Below are 20,406 nucleotides of genomic sequence, written 5' to 3'. Positions count from 1 at the left end.
GCCCGTCAGGATCAGGCCGCAGCGGCCTGGGACTTGGTCGCTTCCTTGATCAGGTTGCGGACCTTGTCGGTCGGCTGGGCGCCGTTCTTGACCCAATGGTCAACGCGGGCCAGGTCCAGCTCGATGCGCTTCTCGGCGCCCTGGGCAACCGGGTTGTAGAAGCCAACGCGCTCGATGTTGCGGCCGTCGCGCGCGCTGCGCACGTCGGTGACGATGATGTGGTAGAACGGACGCTTCTTGGCGCCGCCGCGGGTCAGTCGAATCTTGACCATGGTGTTTTTCCTATTGCCCAGTCGCCAGGATGGCGAGGTAAGCGGGCGATTATAGCGGCAGAGCCCGGCCGAGCCAACCCCGGGGGAACTCGCCCGGGGTCCCGCCCGGGGTCAGAACCCTTTTGCGCCGCAAAAGGGATCTGACCCCAATCTGTCCCAAGGCACCGCCGCCAGCACCGCCCTGCCCTGTTCAGCCAGCGTCTGCGAGCTTGGCAGGGCATGCCCGTCGATGGCGTCCAGCGCCCATAGGCCGCTGGCGTTGCAGGCAAAAGCGGCCTTCACACTGTCCAGTTCTGCCAGCGCCAACGGCCGCGTCAACTGTGCGCCGGACCAATGCTGCTTCAGCAACGTTTCGGCGGTCCCGCGCAGGGCCGGCGCCTGCGGCCAGAGCAGCCGTTCACCATCGTGCACGGCCAGGTTCCAGGTGCTGCCTTCACTCACGTCGCCATCGGCGGTTACGAACAGCACATCGTCGAATCCTTGCGCCATCGCCGCGCGCCGCTCGGCAAACAGGCCAAATGTGCCCACATGCTTGATCTGCGGCATTTCGCGCTGCCAGGCCACGCTGCGCACGCGCTTGGGCGCGGCCCGGGCCACCGGCGCTGAAACTGCCACCAGCACGTCCACCGGCACGGCCGCCAGCGGATTGCGGAAATCGAAGCGGCGCGAGTACACCGTCACCCGCAGCGAGGCATCGGCCAGGCCGGCCTGCCGCAGCGCCTGCGACATCCACGCCTGCACCTGCACCGTGTCCAGTTCGCTGCCGAACAGTTCGCGCGTGGCCTGCGACAGCCGCGCCAGATGCAGGTCCAGCCCCTGCACTGCACCACCACGCACCTGCAGCGAGGTGAAGTGGCCGTAGTTCACCAGCGCCGGCAGCAGGTCCGCCACCTGCGCCGGCTGGCCATTGCAGGTGACCCTCATCGCAGCAGCGCCTGCGCCTGTTCCCACATGCCGCGCAGCACGTCGGCGGCCGGCTGTGCAGGCGCCATCCACGCCGACTGCCCGGCCCAGGCCTGCATCGCCGCCAGGCGATTTTCCTGCGCCGCCTGCCTGCGCATCGGGGCTGTCAGGCCGCGCTGCACCGGGTACGGGCGCGGCGCAGGGGCGCCTTCGGCAGCAGCGGCGCGCACATACGCGGTCGCCAGGCCACGGCCAAGGCGGCCGCTGAACGCGCGCGTCGGCCAGGTATCTTCCGGTTCGCTGGCGGCCAGCCCATCGGCCCACGCCGACGCGATCGCCGCCTCGGGCGTGCGCAGGAAGGCGGTGCCGATCTGGACGGCGCTGGCCCCCAGGGTGAGTGCGGCAGCAATGCCACGGCCATCGGCGATGCCACCGGCAGCGATCACCGGAATCTGCAGGTGATCGGCCAGGCGCGGCAACAGCGCGAACAGCCCGACCAGCTGGCGTTCGGCCATTGCCGGATCAAACGCACCGCGATGGCCACCGGCCTCCATGCCCTGCGCCACCACGGCGTCGGCACCGGCGTCCTGTGCGGCACGCGCTTCGGACAAGGTGGTCGCGCAGGCGATCCAGGCAATGCCGGCGTCCTTCAGCTGCTGCACGTGGCGCGGCAGCAGCACGCCCATGATGGTCGACGCCACCGCCGGGCGTGCCGCAAGCAACGCAGCGAACTGTTCTTCGAAATCGGCAGGCGTGGCGTCGGCGGCGCTGGCCGGCACGTCCGGGCCCCACTGCGCGAGGAAAGCGCGGCTGGCGGCCTCGGCAGCGACATCACGGCTCGGTGCGGGGTCCGGCAGCCACAGGTTCACCTGCGCCGGGCCGGTGGAGGTCGCGCGGAAGTCCTCCATCCAGCGACCGATATCGGCCGACGACGACAGCACCGCGCCCATCGCCCCCATGCTGCCGGCATTGGCCAGCGCGGCGGACAACGGTACGGGGCAGGCACCGGCCATCGGTGCCAGCAGGATCGGAACGGAAATGCCAAAGCGCCGGCAGAACGCCTCGACGCGGGAAGTTACAGCGGAACTCTGCATGACGGCCCATCGTTTCGGACAGGCCCCCATGGTGCGCGCGGGACAGGGGAAGAGTCGAGCCTGCTGCTGCGCGCCGCCGCCCGAGCGAAGGCTCGGGCGCTACATCACACTGCGACCGGGGCCGTCATCAACGGAACGGCATGCCGCGGCCGCCCATGGCGCCCATCATGCCCTTCATGCTGCGCAACATGCCCTTCATGCCACCGCCGGCCATCTTGCTCATCATCTTTTCCATCTGCATGTACTGCTTCATCAGCTTGTTGACGTCGGCCGGGGTCACACCCGAACCCTTGGCGATGCGCGCGCGGCGCGAGCCGTTGAGCAGGTTCGGGTTGCGCCGTTCCTTCTTGGTCATCGAGCCGATGATGGCGATCATGCGCGGCACTTCCTTGCCCTGGCTGACCTGCTGCTTCAGGTGGTCGGGGATGTTGCCCAGGCCCGGCAGCTTGTCCATCAGGCCGCCGATGCCGCCCATGTTCTGCATCTGCTCGAGCTGGTCGCGCATGTCGTTCAGGTCGAACTTCTTCCCCTTCGCGACCTTCTCGGCCAGCTTGGCGGCCTTGTCCTTGTCGACCTGCTGCTCCACCTGCTCGACCAGCGACAGCACGTCGCCCATGTCGAGGATGCGGCTGGCGATGCGGTCCGGATGGAACACGTCCAGGCCTTCCGGCTTTTCGCTGACACCGACGAACTTGATCGGCTTGCCGGTGATGTAGCGCACGCTCAGCGCGGCACCGCCGCGGGCGTCACCGTCGGTCTTGGTCAGCACCACGCCGGTCAGCGGCAGCGCATCACCGAAGGCCTTGGCGGTGTTGGCCGCGTCCTGGCCGGTCATGGCGTCGACCACGAACAGGGTTTCGGCCGGGTTCACGGCAGCGTGCAGGGCCTTGATCTCGGCCATCATCGCTTCGTCGATGGCCAGGCGGCCGGCGGTATCGACCAGCAGCACGTCGACGAACGACTTGCGCGCGTCGTCGATGGCGGCGCGGACGATGGCCTCCGGCTTCTGGTCGGCGCTGGACGGGAAGAACAGCACGCCGACCTGCTCGGCCAGGGTCTTCAGCTGCTCGATCGCGGCCGGGCGGTAGACGTCGGCCGAAACCACCATCACCTTCTTCTTGCGCTTTTCCTTCAGGTGCTTGGCCAGCTTGCCCACCGTGGTGGTCTTGCCGGCGCCCTGCAGGCCCGCCATCAGGATGATGGCCGGAGCGGGCACATTGAGGTTCAGGTCGCTGGCCTCGGCACCCATCACCGCGGTCAGCTCGTCGCGCACGACCTTGATCAGGGCCTGGCCCGGGGTCAGCGACTTCAGCACTTCCTGGCCAACCGCGCGCACCTTGATGCGCTCGATCAGGGCCTGCACCACCGGCAGCGCGACGTCGGCTTCGAGCAGCGCGATGCGTACTTCGCGGGTCGCCTCGCGGATGTTCTCCTCGGTCAGGCGGCCGCGGCCACGCAGGCGCTCGATGGTGCCGGAAAGGCGCTGGGTCAGGGACTCGAACATGCGGCGCAACCTGTCTGAAAGCGGGGGACAATAAGGCAGACAGTATAACGGGTCCGGCTGTCCGCCCGGACTGCGACCACCGGGCCGTCGCCAGCATCACAGGGGTATGCGAAACTGCAACGATGACAATCGTTCTCATCGCCGTCCTGCTCTACCTGGCTGCCAGTGCCCTGCTGGTGCGCGCGCTCGGCCGCGATGAAAGCACCGGCTCCCCCACCTGGCTGTGGCCGGCCCTGCCAGCGATGCTGCTGCATGGCGGTTACCACGTGATGGTGGCGATGCGCACCAACGGCGGGCCGGACATGCACTTCTTCGCCGCGCTGTCGCTGGTCGGCCTGGGCATGGCCTGGCTGACCTCGCTGGTGGGCGCGCGCGGCCGCATGTCGGCGCTGGGCGTGGTGGTGTTCCCACTGGCCGCGGTACTGCTTCTGGCCTATCACGGCTACGGCCACGAGCCGAGCAAGGTGCTGGGCTGGCGCCTGGCCAGCCATGCCTGGCTGGCGCTGCTGGCCTACGCCACGCTGAGCATCGCCGCGCTGCTGGCGATCATGCTGTGGCTGCAGGAACGCGCCCTGCGCCGCCGCGAGTTCCGCCCGTGGCTGCGCGCGCTGCCACCGCTGGCCGACCTGGAATCGCTGCTGTTCCGGGTGATCACGGTCGGCTTCGCGCTGCTGACCCTGACCCTGGTCACCGGCGTGCTGTTCGTCGACGACCTGCTGGCGCAGAAGCTTGTGCACAAGACCGTGCTGAGCGTGCTGTCGTGGATCGTGTTCGGCGTGCTGCTGATCGGCCGTCGCCGCTACGGCTGGCGCGGCATGAAGGCCGTGCACTGGACGCTGGCGGCAATGCTGTTGCTGCTGCTGGCGTTCTTCGGCAGCCAGTTCGTGATCGAACTGGTGTTCGGGCATACGCGATAGAAGCGTGCCGCCCAACGGTCGGCACCCACCCAACATCACCGGGTAGTGCCGGCCGCTGGCCGGCAACTGAACCACGCCCTACGTGGATGCCGCAGACGATCAAGGCAGCGGCTGCGCCAGTATCTTCCGTACCGAGCGTCCACTGTTGGTGAGAATGTCATCGACCTGCCAGCAGCCCTGGCCCTGGCGCACCATCGGCAGACGGGCCACGTAGGCCTTCTTCCATACCGCATAGCGCATCTCGACCTGGCCGGCAGTGGCCGAGGCCTCTTTCCAGCGGTAACGCACCGGGGTTTCAATGTCGCCGTCCTGCGCATCCAGCCACGGGTCGGAATCGATCGTGCAGATGCCCTCTTCGCGCTGCTGGCAGGCACGCTCGCCACGCAGTGCCTTGCCGAACGCCGGGCTGACCAGCGCGGGCGGTGGCTCCAGCAGGTCACCATTGCCGGTCGTGGCCTCGAACAAGGCACGGGCAACGGCCATGGGTTCCTGGCAGGCCGGTGCGGCCTGCACGGTGGGGGCCAGCAGCAGCCCGGCGATCACGAACATCCCTGTCTTTCGCATGTATTCCATTCCCTGGTGGTGATGATGATCCGTTGTAGAGCCGAGCCCATGCTCGGCTGCTTTCCGCGTGGGCCGAGCGCAGGCTCGGCTCTACAGGAGCGTGCAGCTTACAGCCCGTAACGCTCGATCACGTCCAGATGCGGCTGGCGGTCCTGGTCACAGGCTTCAGCCAGGCGCAGCCAGCAATGCGGATGCGGCCACGTCGCGGTGTGCTGCTGGAGGAAGCGGTGCAGCGCCAGCGGCGCATGGTCCTGCGGCTGGGCGACGGTGAACAGCAGGCCGGGCAGCGTGCCCCCCTCCCTATCGGGGTCGGTGACGGTGTAGTCCGGGCGGCTGTGCGACCACACCTTCCAACCCTGCGCTTCGGCCGCCTCGACGAAGGCGTTCCACGCCTCTTCGCCCGGGTGCGCGCCATCGATCATCCAGCTGCGGGCGAAGCCGCCGCGCTCCAGCACATGCACCTGCGCATAGGTCGGGATGAAATGCTCGCGCGCTTCCTCCTCCTCGGGTGCCGGATGCACCAGTGCGGCATCGAACACCACCCAGTCGCCCACCTGCTGGGCGCGGTTGGACGGCGCATTCTCGACGATGCGCGCGGTCACCGGGCCGCTGCGGCGGGCGTAGTACTCCATCGGCTCGCCGTTCTCTTCGCTGCGGATGATCACCCAGCCCCATGGCTCCTCGACCACACCTTCCTGGCTGGACAGCTCCATGCCGATCGCCGCGGCCGAGCGGCGCACCGCGTCCCAGTCGCGCGCCGCGCTGGCCGCACTCATGTGGTCCCAATGCGCGGCGTTCGGCTCGTCCAGCAGCTCCACCAACTGCGCATAGCAGGCCTGGGCCTCACTGAAGCGGCCGGTTTCCATGTACATGCGCGCCAGCGTGCCGCGCGCGCCGTGCGAGCCCGGAGACAGCTCCAGAAGCGATCGGGCCGCCTGCTCCAGCGCCGGCCAGTCGGACACCCGGCGTGCGCGCTGCACGTCGCACCAGTGCGCGAACACCGGCACGCTGCTGCGGTAGACCTCGGCCAGCTGGCGCAGGCCGTCGTCGTTCCCCTGCTCGGCCAGCCAGCGCATCAGCGTGTAGGCTGCGGGACCATCGTTCTGCGCATGGCTGCGTACGAACCGCCACAACAGCGCTCGCGCCTCGGCCTGCGCGCCGCAGGCGCTCAGCGCCGAGGCGGCCATCTCGGCCAAGGCCTCGTCATCGGGCAGCTGCGCCTGCGCCTGCAGCAACCACTGCGCCTCGCGCTCGGGGTCGCGCGCCTGGTTCTGTTCGCCCTGCGCGTCCAGCCATGCCAGCAGCTCGCCGGCCGGCACCGGCAGCGGTGCGACATCCGGCAATGCATCGATGCGTGCCGCCAGGCCGGCCACCAGCGCTGCCGCCCCCCGGTCCTGGCGCAGCTGCGCCAGATGGGTGCGGGCCAGTTCCAGCTGGCGCAGCGCCACCCAGCGCGCACCACGCTGCAGCGCAAGCTCCAGGCTCAGCGCCGCCACTTCGATCAGCAGGCGATGCGAACCGACCCGGGCGAAGTGCTCGATGATCGTGTTGAAGCGCGTGCCCAGGTCCCACGTATTGCGCGCAGGGTCACGCTGGCACAGCGCTGCGGCGGTGTTCGCCCACAGCCGCCAGTAGTTCGGGGTCAGCTCGCTCCACGGCACCAGCTGCTGCAGCGCTTCTTCGTCGCGGCCCAGCTGGGCCAACGCCCATGCCTTGGACAAGCGGCGCGGCACCGTGCAGTTGGCCGGCTCGTACTCCCCGGAGGCGGCCACTTCGGCTTCGCGCTTCTCGATCAGCGCCAGTGCCTCGTCGGCGCGGCCGACAGCGAGCAGGATCTTGATCTGCATCTCCGGGAAGCTGTCGAACACTTCCTTGCCACAGGCCTCCACGGCGTCGGCCTGCGCCTGCAGGTAATCCAGCGCCTCCTGGCCACGGCCATCGTCGAGCAGCGCATCGGCTTTCTCGCAGCTCAGGCACTGGAAGCAGGCCCAGCTGGGATCGATGCGGCCGAGGGTCTCGTCGCACACCTCGATGCGCTCGGGCACCCAGCCCGGGCCATCGATGTTGCCGTAGCAGGCGGCCAGGTCCTGGGTCACGCAGATCGACTGCGGGCATTCCAGGGTGTCTTCGCGGTGTGCCCGCTCGAACAGCGCAACGGCTTCGCCAAGTGCGCTCTCGCCTTCAACACGGTTGCCGACGCGGTTGCGCAGCGCCCAGTGGCCGACGTAGACGTCGACCCATGGGTTGTCGAGCGCCTTGCCCAGTGCGCGTGCTTCGGGCAGCAGTGCATCGACGCGGTCGATCTGCAGCTCACTGACCTCGTCGGCGAGGCGGTTCAGCAGGTGCGCGTTCTGCGCCTGGCCGGCCTGGCGCAGGTCGCCCTGCAGTTTTTCGACCCAGTTCCAGATGTCCATGGGGTAAGTACTCCTGTCTAGCGAAGGCTGGATGAGAGGGCGCGGTGCTCAGCGCAGCATCTGCTGCAGGGCACCGGCGATATCGGTAAAGGCGCCGTTGAGATCCGGGCCCTGCGTGGCGGTCGTTGCCCGGGCCAAGGGACGGCCCTGCGCAGCGACGATGATCTTCAGCGAGCGCAGCAGGCGTGCCGCCGCTTCGGCCTGCGGGTGGCCCTCGCGCTGGGCGCGCAGCAGCGCCTGCACCGCCGGGTTGTCGAGGTTGAGGTACAGCCGCGAGGGTGCGCGCGATTCGATGCGTGCGGTGAACTGGCGCGCCAGGCGCAGCGCCGCCATCGAAACGCGCTTGTCGTTCTCGTCGTCTTCCAGGCGCTGCTTCAGTTCGGCCTCGCGGTCGGGCACCACCACCACCGGCAGTGCTTCCGGGCTGAAACGCGCCGGCAGCAGCTGCTCGCCATCACCCAACTGTTCGCGCAGCCAGGCCAGCTGCGCGTCGTCGAGGCTGTCATCGCTGCGGAACAGTGCGCGATTGCCCTGCTCGGTGCCGAGTTCAACCAGGCGCAGGCCCTTGGCCTGGGCCCAGCGCCGCAGAAACGGCACCACCGCGTAGCGATGGCCATGCGCGACCGGCACCCCCATCGCGCGGAACAGCATCTCTTCGAAGCCACCGCCATTGTCGAGGATGACATGCACGGCACCGCGCGCCGGCAGGGCACTGGCCGGCAGGTCGCCCTGCGAGGTCGGCACGCGCACATGCTCCATCAGCAGGTCGAACAGGCGGTCATCGCACAGCGCCGCGCCCAGCAGCGCCTCGTTGTGGCGGCTCAATACGCGTCGCCACGCCTCCGGCTGCTGCCGCGCAACGTCGGCCAGACCATCGATCAGCGCCTCCAGCAAGGCATGTTGCACAGCGCGGTACTGGTCATCGCGCTGCAGGTCTTCGCGGCTGGCGGTGGGAGTCAGCCGCGAGGATTCGATCACCCCGCCGATGAAGCCAGCCCACGGCGGCAGCAGGTCACGGGCATCGTCATCCAGCAGCATGCCGCGCACGAACACCGACAGGTTGCGGTTGTCGCTGGTGCCATAGGTGGCACCATCCTGCACCCACAGCAGGCCGGTGGCATCGCTGTTGCCGTCGGCCCGCAGCGGCACGGTGACGATCGGCTCGAAATCGTGCTCGAAGCGCGCGGCGAACTGCAGTGCCTGGCGGCGTGCCTGCACCGGGTGCACGGCCACGTCGCCCTGCCCCCGCCACGGCGGCGGCTCGGGGTTGAGCGCTTCGGTCGCAGCACCGATGAAGATCGGTTCGGACAGCAGCGCGCAGTAGCGGCCCAGCACCTCATGCAGGCGCGCCTCGTTGGCCAGTGGCAGGAAATCCGGATGCAGTTCCAGTTCCACCTCGGTGCCGACCGCGCGTGCCGGCACTTCGCTGACGGTGTACTGCTCGGCATTGCTGGACACGTACAGATGGCCCAGCTCCGGCGTCTGGTACGAGGTGGTACGCACGCTGACCCGGCGCGCCAGCACGAAGGCCGACAGGAAGCCGAGGCCGAACATGCCGATCAGGCCTTCATCATCCTCGCCGCCCTGGCGCAGGCCACGGGTATAGCCGACGCCGACGGTGGCCAGGTAGTCGTGGATCTCCTGGCGGGTCAGGCCGGCACCGGTATCGGTGATGCGCAGCACGCCGGCACCGGCATCGACCTGCACCGAAATGCGCGAAGGCACCTGGACGCCGGGCTGCTCGATGCGGCGGCGGATGATCGAGTCGTGCGCGTTCTGCACCAGTTCGCGCAGCGCCACCACCGGGGTGGAATACAGGTGCTTGCCCAGCACCGTCATCAGTCCATTGAGATCGACCCCGGCACGACGGATCTCGGCGTTGGGGGCGGTGAGCGCGGTGTCCTGCATGTAATCGTTTACTCCTGGGCACGGAAAGGCGCCAGAGGGCGCCTTCGTCGAGCGGGAAAAACTAGCACAGCCAGCCTGACCGTTGCCGTATATGACGTATGTGGAGGCAGGCCCCGCAGCAGTCCCCCCAGTGCCTCACGCCGCGTCGATGGCCTCGGACAGGCGCTCCACCGCGATCACTTCCATGCCTTTCACCGATCCGCCCTTGGGCGCATTGGCCTTGGGCACGATGGCGCGCTTGAAGCCATGGGTGGCGGCCTCGCGCAGGCGGTCTTCGCCATTGGGCACCGGCCGGATCTCGCCGGACAGGCCCACCTCGCCGAACGCAATCGTCTTTTCCGCCAGCGGCCGGTCCTGCAGCGACGACAACACCGCCAGCAGCACCGGCAGGTCGGCGGCGGTTTCCTGCACGCGGATGCCACCGACCACGTTGACGAACACGTCCTGGTCGCCGACCAGCACGCCGCCGTGGCGATGCAGTACCGCCAGCAGCATGGCCAGGCGGTTCTGCTCCAGGCCGACCGCGACACGGCGCGGATTCGACAGCGGCGACGCATCGACCAGCGCCTGCACCTCCACCAGCAGCGGCCGGGTGCCCTCGCGGGTGACCATCACGCAGCTGCCCGGCTGATGGGTGCTGCCGCCGGACAGGAAGATCGCCGATGGGTTGGAGACCTCCTTCAGGCCCTTGTCGCCCATCGCGAACACGCCCAGTTCGTTGACCGCACCGAAGCGGTTCTTGAACGCGCGCAGCAGGCGGAAGCGGCTGCCGCTCTCGCCCTCGAAATACAGCACCGCGTCGACCATGTGCTCGAGCACGCGCGGGCCGGCGATGCCGCCCTCCTTGGTCACGTGGCCGACCAGGAACACGGCCGTGCCGGTTTCCTTGGCAAACCGGACCAGCCGCGCCGCGCTCTCGCGCACCTGGCTGACCGAACCGGGCGCGGCGGTCAGGCTCTCGGTCCACAGGGTCTGCACGGAGTCGGCCACGATCAGCCGCGGGCCGGCCTTGGACGCATGCTGCAGGATCGATTCGACCCCGGTCTCGGCCAGCGCGTTGACCCCGTCCAGCGGCAGCTCCAGGCGGTGCGCGCGGCCGGCGACCTGCGCCAGCGATTCCTCGCCGGTGACGTACAGCACCGGCAGTTCGGCCGCCATCTTCGCCACCGCCTGCAGCAGCAGGGTCGACTTGCCGATGCCCGGATCGCCACCGACCAGCACCACCGCGCCCTCGACCAGGCCACCGCCCAGCACCCGGTCGAACTCGCCGATGCCGGTGGAGACCCGGCGATGCTCGGTCTGCTCCACGTCCTTCAGGGCGGTGATCTTCGGCGGGTCGATCTTGCCGGCCCAGCCGGCCCGGCGCGAAGCCGGCGCCTTGGCCGCCGCCGCGCTTTCCAGCACGATTTCCGACAGCGAGTTCCAGGCGTTGCACTCGGTGCACTGGCCCTGCCACTTGCTGAATTCGGCGCCGCATTCATTGCAGACGTAGGCGGTGCGGGCTTTTGCCATCGGATGATTTCCAGCAACGGGAACAGGCGTGGCAGGATAGCCGAGCCGGGTCGCAGGTGCTGCGACCACTCAAGTCCTGCCCACCTGCGCCGATAGGGGTCGCGGGCGTGCGCCTTGCGGGCGCCCCTTCCTCCCCCACTGGATTCATCATGACTGGCAGCTACAGTCAGAGCCTGGTCATCATCTCCCTGCTGGTGGCCATTCTTGCTTCGTACACGGCGCTGGACATGGCCGGGCGCCTGGCCACGGCCGAGGGTCGCGTGGCCCGCTGGTGGCTGGCCGGCGGCGCGGCGGCCATGGGCCTGGGCATCTGGTCGATGCACTTCATCGGCATGCTCGCCTTCGACCTGCCGATTCCGGTGGGTTACGACCTTGGCATCACCCTGTACTCGCTGGCGGTCTCGATCGGCGCCTCGGCGTATGCACTGTGGCTGGTGTCGCGGCCCAGCCTGCCGTGGCGCCGGCTGCTGGCCGGGGCCGTGCTGATGGGCCTGGGCATCGCCACCATGCATTACCTGGGCATGGCGGCGATGCGCATGCAGCCCGGCATCGACTACCACCCGGGCTGGTTTGCCGCGTCCATCGCGGTGGCCATCGGTGCCGCCGGCGCCGCACTGTGGATCGCCTTCCGCCTGCGCGCCGAGCGGCGCAACACCCTGCTGCTGCGCGCGCTTGCTTCGCTGGTGATGGGCCTGGCCATCGTCGGCATGCATTACACCGGCATGGCGGCGGCGCGCTTCCCCGAAGGCAGCATCTGTGGCGCCGTCGGCAGTGGCGGCATCGACACGCGCTGGCTGGCGGTGCTGGTGATCGTCACCACCGTGGCCACGCTGGGCATCGCCCTGGTCGCCTCGCTGTTCGACCGGCAGATGCGCGTGCGCACCGGTCTGCTGGCCGATTCGCTGGCGCACGCCAACGACAAGCTGATCCAGGCCGCGCTGCACGACCCGTTGACCCAGCTGCCCAACCGCATGCTGCTGCAGGACCGCATCGAGCAGGCCATCGAGAAGGCGCGGCGCCGCAACCATGCAGTGGCGGTGATGTTCTGCGACCTGGACGGCTTCAAGGCGGTCAATGATGCGTACGGCCACCAGCTCGGCGACCGCCTGCTGGTGGCGGTGGCACAGCGCATCGGCGGCCAGCTGCGACCGCAGGATACCTTGGCCCGCCTCGGCGGCGATGAGTTCGTGATCGTGCTGGCCATCGACATTCCCGACGACGCGGTGGTGGTGGCCGAGCGCATCATCGCCGCGGCCGGCGAACCGTTCCTGCTGGATGCGGCCGAACTGCAGGTCAGCGCCAGCCTTGGCATTGCCCTGTACCCGGATGACGCCGGCAACGAGCGCGAGCTGATGGCCCACGCCGATGCGGCGATGTACCACACCAAGGAAACCGGGCGGAACGGCTATACCTTCTTCACCCCGTCGATGCAGCTCAGTGCCAACCGCCAGCTGCGCCTGCTGCAGGACCTGCGCAAGGCCATCGCCCGCGACGAACTGATCCTGCATTACCAGCCCAAGTTCCCTGCCGCCGGCGCACCGGCCACCGGGGCCGAAGCGCTGCTGCGCTGGCAGCACCCGGAGCTGGGACTGCTGGCGCCGGACGTGTTCATCCCCATTGCCGAGCGCAGCGGCCTGATCCTGCCGATCGGTGACTGGGTATTGGACCGCGCCTGTGCGCAGCTGCGGGCATGGCACCAGGCCGGGCATACGGAATGGACAATGGCGGTGAACCTCTCGCCGCTGCAGTTCGCCTCGCCGGCACTGCTGGACAGCGTGCGCGAGGTGCTGCACCGGCACCGGATCGAACCGGCGCGGCTGACCCTGGAGATCACCGAGACCACGGCGATGAAGGACGTCGATGCCAGCCTCGCGATTCTCAACGACCTGACCGCGATGGGCGTGCACATCGCCATCGATGATTTCGGCACCGGCTATTCCAGCCTGCTGTACCTCAAGCGCATGCCGGCCACCGAACTGAAGATCGACCGTGCGTTCGTGCACGACCTGGAGCGCAATGACGAGGACGCCGCCATCGTCTCGTCGATCATCGCGCTGGGCCGCACCCTGCAGCTGCAGGTGGTGGCCGAGGGCGTGGAGACGCAGGCGCAGCGCGAGTACCTGAGCGAACTGGGGTGTGATCAGTTGCAGGGTTACCACCTGGGCCGACCGATGGACGCCGAGGAATTCCTGCGCCGGGTGGGGTGAGGCGCCAGGTCCGGGGTCGGATCCCTTGCCGCAGGCAAGGGCTCTGACCCCATCCACGCATGGCGTGGATCTCCTGGTAGAGCCGGCCGCTGGCCGGCTTCGCGTAATTGCCGGCCAGCGGCCGGCACTACCAGCCTGGTGGGTGCACGAAACGCGCAACCACAGCAAACAGAAAGGCCGCCCGAGGGCGGCCTTTCTGCGTGGCAACGTCGCGAGGACGTCAGTGCATCATGTGCACGTTCATGTTGTGCATGACCCACAGGGTGCCGATCACGATGATGCCGATCACCACAACGGTGAAGGCCGCAGCGTTGACGTTCCAGCGGCTTTCCGAAGAGCGGTCCAGGTGCAGGAAGAACACCAGGTGGACCAGCATCTGCAGCACCGCGGTGACCGCGATCACCACACCGTTGACGGTGCGCGAGAAATCACCCGACATCACCATCCAGAACGGGATGACGGTCAGCACCACCGCCAGCACGAAGCCGATCAGGTACGACTTCACGCTGCCGTGGCTTTCGCCGCCGGTGCCGTGGTCGTGTGCGTGGTTGTCATGTGCCATTACAGCGCTCCATTGAGGTAGACGACGGAGAACACGCCGATCCAGATCAGGTCCAGGAAGTGCCAGAACAGGCTCAGGCACGCCATGCGGGTCTTGTTGGTCGGGGTCAGGCCGTACTTCTTCAGCTGCACGAACATCACCAGCAGCCACAGCAGGCCGGCGCTGACGTGCAGGCCGTGGGTGCCGACCAGGGCGAAGAACGCCGACAGGAAGGCACTGCGGTCCGGACCGTAGCCCTGATGGATCAGGTGCTGGAACTCATAGACTTCCATGCACATGAAGCCGAAGCCCAGCAGCCAGGTAACCGCCAGCCACAGGAACATCTGGCCAACCTGCTTGCGGTGCATGGCGATCATGCCCAGGCCGAAGGTCAGCGACGAGGTCAGCAGCAGCGCGGTTTCCCACGCCACGAACGGCAGTTCGAACAGGTCCTTCGCGGTCGGGCCACCATCGGTACCGCCTGCCAGCACCACGTAGGTGGCGAACAGCGAGGCGAAGATGAGGCAGTCGCTCATCAGGTACACCCAGAAACCGAAGACGGTGTTGCCGCCGGTGTCGTGGTGCTCGTGGTCGTCATGGCCATGGGCCGCCGCGTGCGCGGCGTGCCCGTGGCTCAGGGTCGAGGTATTGGTGCTCATGCCTTCAGCTCCGACTTCACCAGGCCCTGGGCTTCCAGGTGCTTGCGGTGTTCGTTCTCGATGCGTTCCACCTCGGCGGCCGGGACCCAGTAGTCCACGTCCTGGTCGAAGGTGCGGTAGATGAACGTGGCGATCATGCCGACGAAGCCGACGATGGCCAGCCACCAGATGTGCCAGATCATCGCGAAGCCGAACACCAGGCTGAAAGCACCGATGACAACGCCCGTGCCGGTGTTGCGCGGCATGTGGATGTCGGTGTACTTGGCCGGCTTCGGCCAGGCTTCACCACGCTGCTTGCGCTCCCAGAAATCGTCCAGCTCGGTGACTTCCGGCAGCGTGCCGAAGTTGTAGAAGGCCGGCGGCGAAGAGGTTTCCCACTCCAGCGTACGGGCATCCCACGGGTCGCCGGTCAGGTCGACGGTCTTCTTGCGGTCGCGGATCGAGACGGCCACCTGGATGATCTGGCACAGGATGCCGGCGCCAACGATGAAGGCACCTGCGGCGGCGATCAGCAGCAGCGGCTCATAGGCCGGGTTGACCGTGCTCTGCAGGCGACGGGTCATGCCCATGAAGCCCAGCACGTACATCGGCATGAAGGTCACGTAGAAGCCGATGAACCAGCACCAGAACGCGCACTTGCCCCAGAACTCATTGAGGCGGAAGCCGAACATCTTCGGCCACCAGTAGGTGATGCCGGCGAACATGCCGAACACCACGCCGCCGATGATGACGTTGTGGAAGTGGGCGATCAGGAACAGGCTGTTGTGCAGCACGAAGTCGATGGCCGGGATCGCCAGCATCACGCCGGTCATGCCGCCGATGACGAAGGTGACCATGAAGCCGATGGTCCACAGCACCGGGGTGGTGAAGTGCACGCGGCCGCGGAACATGGTGAACAGCCAGTTGAAGATCTTCACGCCGGTCGGGATCGAGATGATCATCGTCGTGATGCCGAAGAAGGCATTGACGTTGGCACCGGAGCCCATGGTGAAGAAGTGGTGCAGCCACACGATGAACGACAGCACGCCGATGCAGGCGGTGGCGTAGACCATGCCCTTGTAGCCGAACAGCGCCTTGCGCGAGAAGGTCGCGATGACTTCGGAGAACACACCGAACGCCGGCAGGACCAGAATGTACACCTCCGGGTGACCCCAGATCCAGATCAGGTTGATGTACAGCATGGCGTTGCCGCCACCGTCATTGGTGAAGAAGTGCGTACCCAGGTAACGGTCCAGGGTCAGCAGCACCAGGGTGATGGTCAGCACCGGGAAGGCAGCGACGATCAGCACGTTGGTCACCAGGGCGGTCCAGGTGAACACCGGCATCTGCATCAGCTTCATGCTGGGGGTACGCATCTTCAGGATGGTGATGAAGAAGTTGATACCGCTCAGCGTGGTACCCAGGCCTGCGACCTGTAGACCCCAGATGTAGTAGTCCATGCCGACGCTTGGACTGTATTCGATGCCCGACAGTGGCGGGAATGCCAGCCAGCCGGTGGCAGCGAACTCACCGATCCACAGCGACAGCATGATCAGCACCGCACCGGACACGAACAGCCAGAAGCTGAGCGAGTTGACGAACGGGAACGCGACGTCGCGCGCACCGATCTGCAGCGGCACGGCCAGGTTCATCAGGCCGGTGATCAGCGGCATCGCCACGAAGAAGATCATGATCACGCCGTGGGCGGTGAAGATCTGGTCGTAATGGTGCGGCGGCAGGTAGCCCTCGGAACCACCGACGGCGATGGCCTGCTGGGTACGCATCATGATGGCGTCGGAGAAACCGCGCAGCAGCATGACGAAGGCGACGATGAGGTACATCACGCCGATCTTCTTGTGATCCACCGAGGTGAACCACTCCTTCCACAGATAGCCCCACAGCTTGAACTTGGTGATCAGGGCGACGACGCCCAGGCCACCAAGAACCGCGCCGATCAACGTCGTCAGGACGATCGGATCGTGGGGGATCGACTCAAGAGAGAGTTTTCCCAACATGTTCATTCTCCCGAACCCGCGTGGCCGGCATGGCCTGCGTGTTCGTGTTCGTTGGCATCCAGGTTTTCACCCGATTCCTTGGAATCATGCGCATCACTGGGGGCATGGCCCTCGTGCGCTTCATGGGTGGCGGCATCGGCAGCGGCGGCACCGGCATGCGAGTGCTTCATGCCGTAATGCTTGTTGTCGCCCATGTGCTTGGCGATGACCCAGTCGAACAGGCCTTCTTCGGTCTTGCCGAAGTAGGTGACCGGATACCACTCGGCGTTGCGTGCTTCACCCAGCGCCTTGAACGAGGCCTTGTCCAGGGTCTGCTCACCGGCGCGGACCTGGTCCAGCCACTGGCGGTATTCGGCATCGGTGACCGAGTAGGCGGTGAAGTGCATCTTGGCGAAGCCCGCGCCGCTGTAGTGCGAGGACATGCCCGGGAATTCGCCGGTCTCGTTGGCGATCAGGTGGAGCTTGGTCTCCATCGCAGCCATCGAATAGATCATGCTGCCCAGGTGCGGGATGAAGAACGCATTCATCACCGAATCGGACGTGATCTTGAAGTTCAGCGGCGTGTTGACCGGGAACTTGATTTCGTTGACGACCGCCACCTTCTCTTCCGGATAGATGAACAGCCACTTCCAGTCCAGCGAGATCGCCTCGATGGTGACCGGCTTGACGTCCGAATCCAGCGGACGATACGGGTCCAGTGCGTGCGACGAACGCCAGGTCAGGACCGCCAGCACCAGCACGATCATGCAGGGAATGGACCACACCACCACCTCGATCGCCGTCGAGTGGGACCACTTCGGCTCGTAACGGGCCTTGGTGTTGGAGGCGCGATACTTCCACGCGAACGTCAGGGTCATGATGATGACCGGGATGACGACCAGCAGCATGAGCACGGTGGCCGTGATCAGCAGGGTCTTCTCATCCTGGCCGATCTGGCCCTTCGGACTGAGGATGGCCACCGCATCGCAACCGGTGAGCATCACCAGCAACGACAGCAGCAGGCCCGGGCGCAACCAGCGCCCAAGGGTTTTCAACGGAATCATCGGTCGATCCAATTGCGAGGGAATGCCGTTCCCCGTCCCTGCCTGTTCCGGCCAAAAGCCGGTCCCACCGGTCCGGAAGACAGGCAGGGAGGTGGGGTCGAGTCAGCCTTTCAATTTTAGGCCGTCACCCACCATTTAAGAAAGGCATTGACATTGATCGAGCGCAGGAAAGGCCCGATTCTGGCTGCGACACGTTGTCGCACCGCGCAGGTGTGACGGGCGCATGACCCAGGACTGCGTCGCGGCCCCGCGCGCTCGTGGGGCCATTCGCCCTCGTTCGGCAAAGTCACCTGAACCGGTTCAGCGTACTGGCGGGTGCCTGGCGTGGGATGCTCTGCACAGGAGGAAGCCCCCGATGGACAAGATCGACTTCAAGAAGCGCGACCAGGCGCTCTATCAACCGCCCGCCGGCAGGTTCGTACCGGTCGATGTGCCGCCCCTGCCCTACGTGATGGTCGATGGTCGCGGCGACCCGAACACGGCCCCCGCCTACCTGCAGGCCGTGCAGTGGCTGTATTCGGTGAGCTATGCATTGAAGTTCGCGCTGAAGGCCGAAGGGCGCGACTACGTGGTGCCACCGCTGGAGGCGCTGTGGAGCGCCGAGGACCCGGCCAGCTTCATCGCGCGACGCAAGGACGAGTGGGCCTGGACCGTAATGATCCGCACGCCCGAGGGCATCGGCCCTACGCAGTGGCAGGCCGCGATCAGCAAGGCGCGCGCGAAGCTGGGGGATGCGCCGCCCAGCCTCCGCAATGAAATCCTTGCCGAGGGCCCCAGCCTGCAGACCTTGCACGTGGGCGCCTACGACGACGAAGGCCCCGTCCTGGCGCATCTGCATGAGGAAGTGATGCCCGCACTGGGTTACACCTTCGCCGGCCCCCATCATGAGATCTACCTGAGCGACCCGCGCAGGACCGACGCGGCGCGGTTGAAAACCGTGCTGCGGCAGCCGGTGCGGCCGATCAAGCCTGATGAGGATTCCGGCACATGACACAAGGAATGCCATGCACCTGATCAACCGACTGCTGCACTGGACCACCCTGCCCGCCGGGCGCCGCCTGATGGCCGTGCTGGGTGCCGCGCTGGTGATCGTGCTGGCCTGCAATCCGGATCTGCTGCCGTTGTTGCCGGTGGTGGATGCGCTGGGCCTGGACGTACTGATGCTGTTGCTGGGTGCGCAGGTGGTGGCGGTCCTGCCTTGGGTGCGGGAGCGGGCCGCGCGTGGGATCAGGGTGCTCGCACACCTGCTGATCGGTGCATCGGCGGGAGCAGCGGGTGGTTATCTCCGGCAGCTCGCGTGGTGGCTGGCACGGGATGCGGGGATGACGAGACGTTGCTGAAGGCTTGCAGCCTTCAGTGAGGTCACCATCCTATGATAACCGGCGGGCGCAAACAAAAAGCCCCGACCAAAGGCCGGGGCTTTTAACTACAACTGGTGCCGGAAACAGGAGTCGAACCTGCGACCTACGCATTACGAATGCGCCGCTCTACCAACTGAGCTATTCCGGCCTAGCTGGACATTGTAGGACTACAAGCAACATGCGGTCAATGGCTGCGCATCTACCCTCTTCATGGGCCAACAAGCCGCTACCAGCTACTGATAGTGGCTTTCACGGATGACCTTGGAACATCGCTGGTCGAGATCAACATGAAATGACTTCAGTCCACCTTCTGGCAGCAGAACCCTGTCATGGACGTGCTGGACTGAGAAGCCAATATCTGCGGTGCCGGAAGACTCCTCCGCAATGCGATACATCTCCCGTTTCCATCCCCTCGTCTCTTGGACGTAAGTCTCGATTGTCGTCACGCATCTTTCTAGCCCTTCCAACCCCTTCTCACCTCGGGGCTCCTTCGCTGCACAGCCGCCTGCTATCAGCAATGAAAACAGCAGCCCCACTTTCAAGATGACTGAGCGTTTCATCTGCGTCCCTCCATGATAGGTACGAACTCATAACCCTCATGACTTCTAATCATCCCAGGCACTCCCATTTCTTCAAGGAACTGATAGTCATACCCGTTAGCTGCAGGGCGATAACCCTCTTCCCGAGTATTCGGGTGAGTATGGAAGAATCCTATAACTCGGCAACCACACTGAAACTCTGAAGGCTTGAAAAGCACATCCTGCCCCATTTGAGCACGAGTACCAGGTTGAGCACGAATCAATTGAGGGGCGCCAACCAGGTTCGGAGCCACGATCCACCCTCCTTGTTCCCGCTTCAGCGATCCAGGTTGCCCCCACAATACAGTTGGCGCATCGGGGTTGGAGTCCTGCCAAGCTCGCTCCATCTGCCGCTTCAGCCCAGGATCTCTCGTCCAAGCAGGATCAGTCGATTGCGGAGAGCGACCGTAACTTGGTGACGCCGAAGTTGACTGCCTGCTTCCCACTGCCCCCGTGCCCATCGTTCCTCGACCTGCAGAAGAACCACCGTATGCCCCCTGCTCCAACTGGCAGTCAGTGTCTTTGCCACATGCTCGCCGGCCATCGGGATCAAAGTAGCGATATGGGTTCGAATTGGCATACCTGTAGCGTCCGAATGCTCCCACCGAATCGCTTTGGGGCGACACCGGATCCACACTAAGGAACACACCAAGGATTGGATCCATATACCGCTGCTGCATGTAACTCAAGCCCGTCGAAGCATCACTCACGTGCCCTGCATAGCCAGGCCCATCAGCAACGGACCCACCAACCACGGCGCCATAGGGCTCATAGGTGGTACGCCGGATAACGCTGCCAGCCGCGTCAGTCTCAGCGACCGGTGACCCTAACGCATCGGTATGGATATAGGTAATCGTCTCCGCAGCAGCCTGATTGAACAGTCCACCCAGAATCAGCGCGGCCCCACCTACGGTTCGACTCACCAGCATCTTCAT

The 20,406-nt window shown here is 66.2% G+C and carries 18 protein-coding genes and 1 tRNA gene; 4 read left to right on the top strand and 15 right to left on the bottom strand.

From position 1 onward, the window contains the following. Positions 1 to 11: 11 nt before the first annotated feature. From rpsP to ffh, 4 genes are all read right to left on the bottom strand, one after another. Positions 12 to 272: a 30S ribosomal protein S16 gene (rpsP, locus tag AC5P5W_RS01455; RefSeq protein WP_005415733.1), complete on the bottom strand. Its 261-nt coding sequence runs from the start codon at positions 270 to 272 to the stop codon at positions 12 to 14. Positions 273 to 383: 111 nt separating this feature from the next. Further along, positions 384 to 1,196 carry an aminotransferase class IV family protein gene (locus AC5P5W_RS01450; RefSeq protein WP_495220783.1) on the bottom strand — a complete coding sequence of 271 codons (813 nt, stop codon included), beginning with the start codon at positions 1,194 to 1,196 and terminating at the stop codon, positions 384 to 386. Continuing rightward, complete coding sequence (locus AC5P5W_RS01445) at positions 1,193 to 2,269, bottom strand: NAD(P)H-dependent flavin oxidoreductase (RefSeq protein WP_169410908.1); 1,077 nt, start codon at positions 2,267 to 2,269, stop codon at positions 1,193 to 1,195. The genes AC5P5W_RS01450 and AC5P5W_RS01445 overlap by 4 nt, the downstream gene beginning before the upstream one ends. Positions 2,270 to 2,396: 127 nt before the next feature. After that, the gene (gene ffh / locus AC5P5W_RS01440; RefSeq protein ID WP_014036403.1) at positions 2,397 to 3,773 is read right to left on the bottom strand and encodes a signal recognition particle protein; all 1,377 of its coding nucleotides are present in this window, start codon (positions 3,771 to 3,773) and stop codon (positions 2,397 to 2,399) included. A 122-nt stretch (positions 3,774 to 3,895) separates the two neighbouring features. On the opposite strand from ffh, the gene AC5P5W_RS01435 reads away from it, so the two are divergent. Next, entirely contained in the window at positions 3,896 to 4,690 is a 795-nt protein-coding gene (locus tag AC5P5W_RS01435) for a cytochrome C assembly family protein (RefSeq protein ID WP_049446996.1), read from the top strand. 99 nt (positions 4,691 to 4,789) lie between these two features. Here the strand turns inward: AC5P5W_RS01435 and AC5P5W_RS01430 are convergent, their stop codons facing one another. The 4 genes from AC5P5W_RS01430 to radA form a co-directional block, all read right to left on the bottom strand. After that, entirely contained in the window at positions 4,790 to 5,254 is a 465-nt protein-coding gene (locus AC5P5W_RS01430) for a hypothetical protein (protein ID WP_197574683.1), read from the bottom strand. 107 nt (positions 5,255 to 5,361) lie between these two features. Further along, entirely contained in the window at positions 5,362 to 7,668 is a 2,307-nt protein-coding gene (locus AC5P5W_RS01425) for a tetratricopeptide repeat protein (protein WP_197574682.1), read from the bottom strand. A gap of 48 nt (positions 7,669 to 7,716) precedes the next feature. Beyond that, on the bottom strand, positions 7,717 to 9,576 hold the full coding sequence (locus AC5P5W_RS01420) for an ATP-binding protein (protein ID WP_014646396.1): 1,860 nt from the start codon (positions 9,574 to 9,576) through the stop codon (positions 7,717 to 7,719). Positions 9,577 to 9,711: 135 nt separating this feature from the next. Continuing rightward, a complete protein-coding gene (gene radA / locus AC5P5W_RS01415) occupies positions 9,712 to 11,088 on the bottom strand; it encodes a DNA repair protein RadA (protein ID WP_014646395.1) in 1,377 nt (458 codons plus the stop codon). Positions 11,089 to 11,237: 149 nt separating this feature from the next. Between radA and AC5P5W_RS01410 the strand changes: the two genes are divergently transcribed. After that, positions 11,238 to 13,295, top strand: a complete 2,058-nt coding sequence (locus AC5P5W_RS01410) for a putative bifunctional diguanylate cyclase/phosphodiesterase (protein WP_049404407.1) — start codon at positions 11,238 to 11,240, stop codon at positions 13,293 to 13,295. 220 nt (positions 13,296 to 13,515) lie between these two features. On the opposite strand, the gene cyoD is transcribed toward AC5P5W_RS01410, so the two are convergent. From cyoD to cyoA, 4 genes are read right to left on the bottom strand one after another with little or no spacing between them, the layout of a single operon-like run. Beyond that, entirely contained in the window at positions 13,516 to 13,857 is a 342-nt protein-coding gene (cyoD, locus tag AC5P5W_RS01405) for a cytochrome o ubiquinol oxidase subunit IV (protein ID WP_005415725.1), read from the bottom strand. Continuing rightward, a complete protein-coding gene (gene cyoC, locus AC5P5W_RS01400; RefSeq protein WP_014646393.1) occupies positions 13,857 to 14,495 on the bottom strand; it encodes a cytochrome o ubiquinol oxidase subunit III in 639 nt (212 codons plus the stop codon). Before cyoC ends, cyoD begins: the two co-directional genes overlap by 1 nt. Next, positions 14,492 to 16,489, bottom strand: a complete 1,998-nt coding sequence (cyoB, locus tag AC5P5W_RS01395; RefSeq protein ID WP_032956371.1) for a cytochrome o ubiquinol oxidase subunit I — start codon at positions 16,487 to 16,489, stop codon at positions 14,492 to 14,494. Before cyoB ends, cyoC begins: the two co-directional genes overlap by 4 nt. A 2-nt stretch (positions 16,490 to 16,491) precedes the next feature. After that, positions 16,492 to 17,532, bottom strand: coding sequence for a ubiquinol oxidase subunit II (gene cyoA / locus AC5P5W_RS01390; protein WP_014646391.1), 1,041 nt, complete (start codon positions 17,530 to 17,532; stop codon positions 16,492 to 16,494). 355 nt (positions 17,533 to 17,887) lie between these two features. On the opposite strand from cyoA, the gene AC5P5W_RS01385 reads away from it, so the two are divergent. Continuing rightward, positions 17,888 to 18,523 carry a GyrI-like domain-containing protein gene (locus tag AC5P5W_RS01385; protein ID WP_046429540.1) on the top strand — a complete coding sequence of 212 codons (636 nt, stop codon included), beginning with the start codon at positions 17,888 to 17,890 and terminating at the stop codon, positions 18,521 to 18,523. A gap of 13 nt (positions 18,524 to 18,536) precedes the next feature. Then, positions 18,537 to 18,872, top strand: a complete 336-nt coding sequence (locus AC5P5W_RS01380) for a hypothetical protein (protein ID WP_014646389.1) — start codon at positions 18,537 to 18,539, stop codon at positions 18,870 to 18,872. Between the two features lie 93 nt (positions 18,873 to 18,965). Here the strand turns inward: AC5P5W_RS01380 and AC5P5W_RS01375 are convergent. The 3 genes from AC5P5W_RS01375 to AC5P5W_RS01365 form a co-directional block, all read right to left on the bottom strand. Further along, positions 18,966 to 19,041, bottom strand: a tRNA-Thr gene (locus AC5P5W_RS01375). Between the two features lie 85 nt (positions 19,042 to 19,126). Continuing rightward, the gene (locus AC5P5W_RS01370) at positions 19,127 to 19,453 is read right to left on the bottom strand and encodes a hypothetical protein (protein WP_197574629.1); all 327 of its coding nucleotides are present in this window, start codon (positions 19,451 to 19,453) and stop codon (positions 19,127 to 19,129) included. Next, positions 19,450 to 20,400, bottom strand: a complete 951-nt coding sequence (locus AC5P5W_RS01365) for an RHS repeat domain-containing protein (protein WP_227863666.1) — start codon at positions 20,398 to 20,400, stop codon at positions 19,450 to 19,452. Before AC5P5W_RS01365 ends, AC5P5W_RS01370 begins: the two co-directional genes overlap by 4 nt. Positions 20,401 to 20,406: the final 6 nt, after the last annotated feature.

The sequence above is a fragment of the Stenotrophomonas sp. YJH_SMC_123 genome, assembly GCF_059368215.1.
This window is presented reverse-complemented; position numbering and strand designations above follow the sequence as displayed.

What these genes read in the sequence shown, in the direction of transcription:
- rpsP (WP_005415733.1), bottom strand. Translation starts at nt 272, where the DNA reads ATGGTCAAGATTCGACTGACCCGCGGCGGCGCCAAGAAGCGTCCGTTC.
- AC5P5W_RS01450 (WP_495220783.1), bottom strand. Translation starts at nt 1,196, where the DNA reads ATGAGGGTCACCTGCAATGGCCAGCCGGCGCAGGTGGCGGACCTGCTG.
- AC5P5W_RS01445 (WP_169410908.1), bottom strand. Translation starts at nt 2,269, where the DNA reads ATGCAGAGTTCCGCTGTAACTTCCCGCGTCGAGGCGTTCTGCCGGCGC.
- ffh (WP_014036403.1), bottom strand. Translation starts at nt 3,773, where the DNA reads ATGTTCGAGTCCCTGACCCAGCGCCTTTCCGGCACCATCGAGCGCCTG.
- AC5P5W_RS01435 (WP_049446996.1), top strand. Translation starts at nt 3,896, where the DNA reads ATGACAATCGTTCTCATCGCCGTCCTGCTCTACCTGGCTGCCAGTGCC.
- AC5P5W_RS01430 (WP_197574683.1), bottom strand. Translation starts at nt 5,254, where the DNA reads ATGCGAAAGACAGGGATGTTCGTGATCGCCGGGCTGCTGCTGGCCCCC.
- AC5P5W_RS01425 (WP_197574682.1), bottom strand. Translation starts at nt 7,668, where the DNA reads ATGGACATCTGGAACTGGGTCGAAAAACTGCAGGGCGACCTGCGCCAG.
- AC5P5W_RS01420 (WP_014646396.1), bottom strand. Translation starts at nt 9,576, where the DNA reads ATGCAGGACACCGCGCTCACCGCCCCCAACGCCGAGATCCGTCGTGCC.
- radA (WP_014646395.1), bottom strand. Translation starts at nt 11,088, where the DNA reads ATGGCAAAAGCCCGCACCGCCTACGTCTGCAATGAATGCGGCGCCGAA.
- AC5P5W_RS01410 (WP_049404407.1), top strand. Translation starts at nt 11,238, where the DNA reads ATGACTGGCAGCTACAGTCAGAGCCTGGTCATCATCTCCCTGCTGGTG.
- cyoD (WP_005415725.1), bottom strand. Translation starts at nt 13,857, where the DNA reads ATGGCACATGACAACCACGCACACGACCACGGCACCGGCGGCGAAAGC.
- cyoC (WP_014646393.1), bottom strand. Translation starts at nt 14,495, where the DNA reads ATGAGCACCAATACCTCGACCCTGAGCCACGGGCACGCCGCGCACGCG.
- cyoB (WP_032956371.1), bottom strand. Translation starts at nt 16,489, where the DNA reads ATGTTGGGAAAACTCTCTCTTGAGTCGATCCCCCACGATCCGATCGTC.
- cyoA (WP_014646391.1), bottom strand. Translation starts at nt 17,532, where the DNA reads ATGATTCCGTTGAAAACCCTTGGGCGCTGGTTGCGCCCGGGCCTGCTG.
- AC5P5W_RS01385 (WP_046429540.1), top strand. Translation starts at nt 17,888, where the DNA reads ATGGACAAGATCGACTTCAAGAAGCGCGACCAGGCGCTCTATCAACCG.
- AC5P5W_RS01380 (WP_014646389.1), top strand. Translation starts at nt 18,537, where the DNA reads ATGCACCTGATCAACCGACTGCTGCACTGGACCACCCTGCCCGCCGGG.
- AC5P5W_RS01370 (WP_197574629.1), bottom strand. Translation starts at nt 19,453, where the DNA reads ATGAAACGCTCAGTCATCTTGAAAGTGGGGCTGCTGTTTTCATTGCTG.
- AC5P5W_RS01365 (WP_227863666.1), bottom strand. Translation starts at nt 20,400, where the DNA reads ATGCTGGTGAGTCGAACCGTAGGTGGGGCCGCGCTGATTCTGGGTGGA.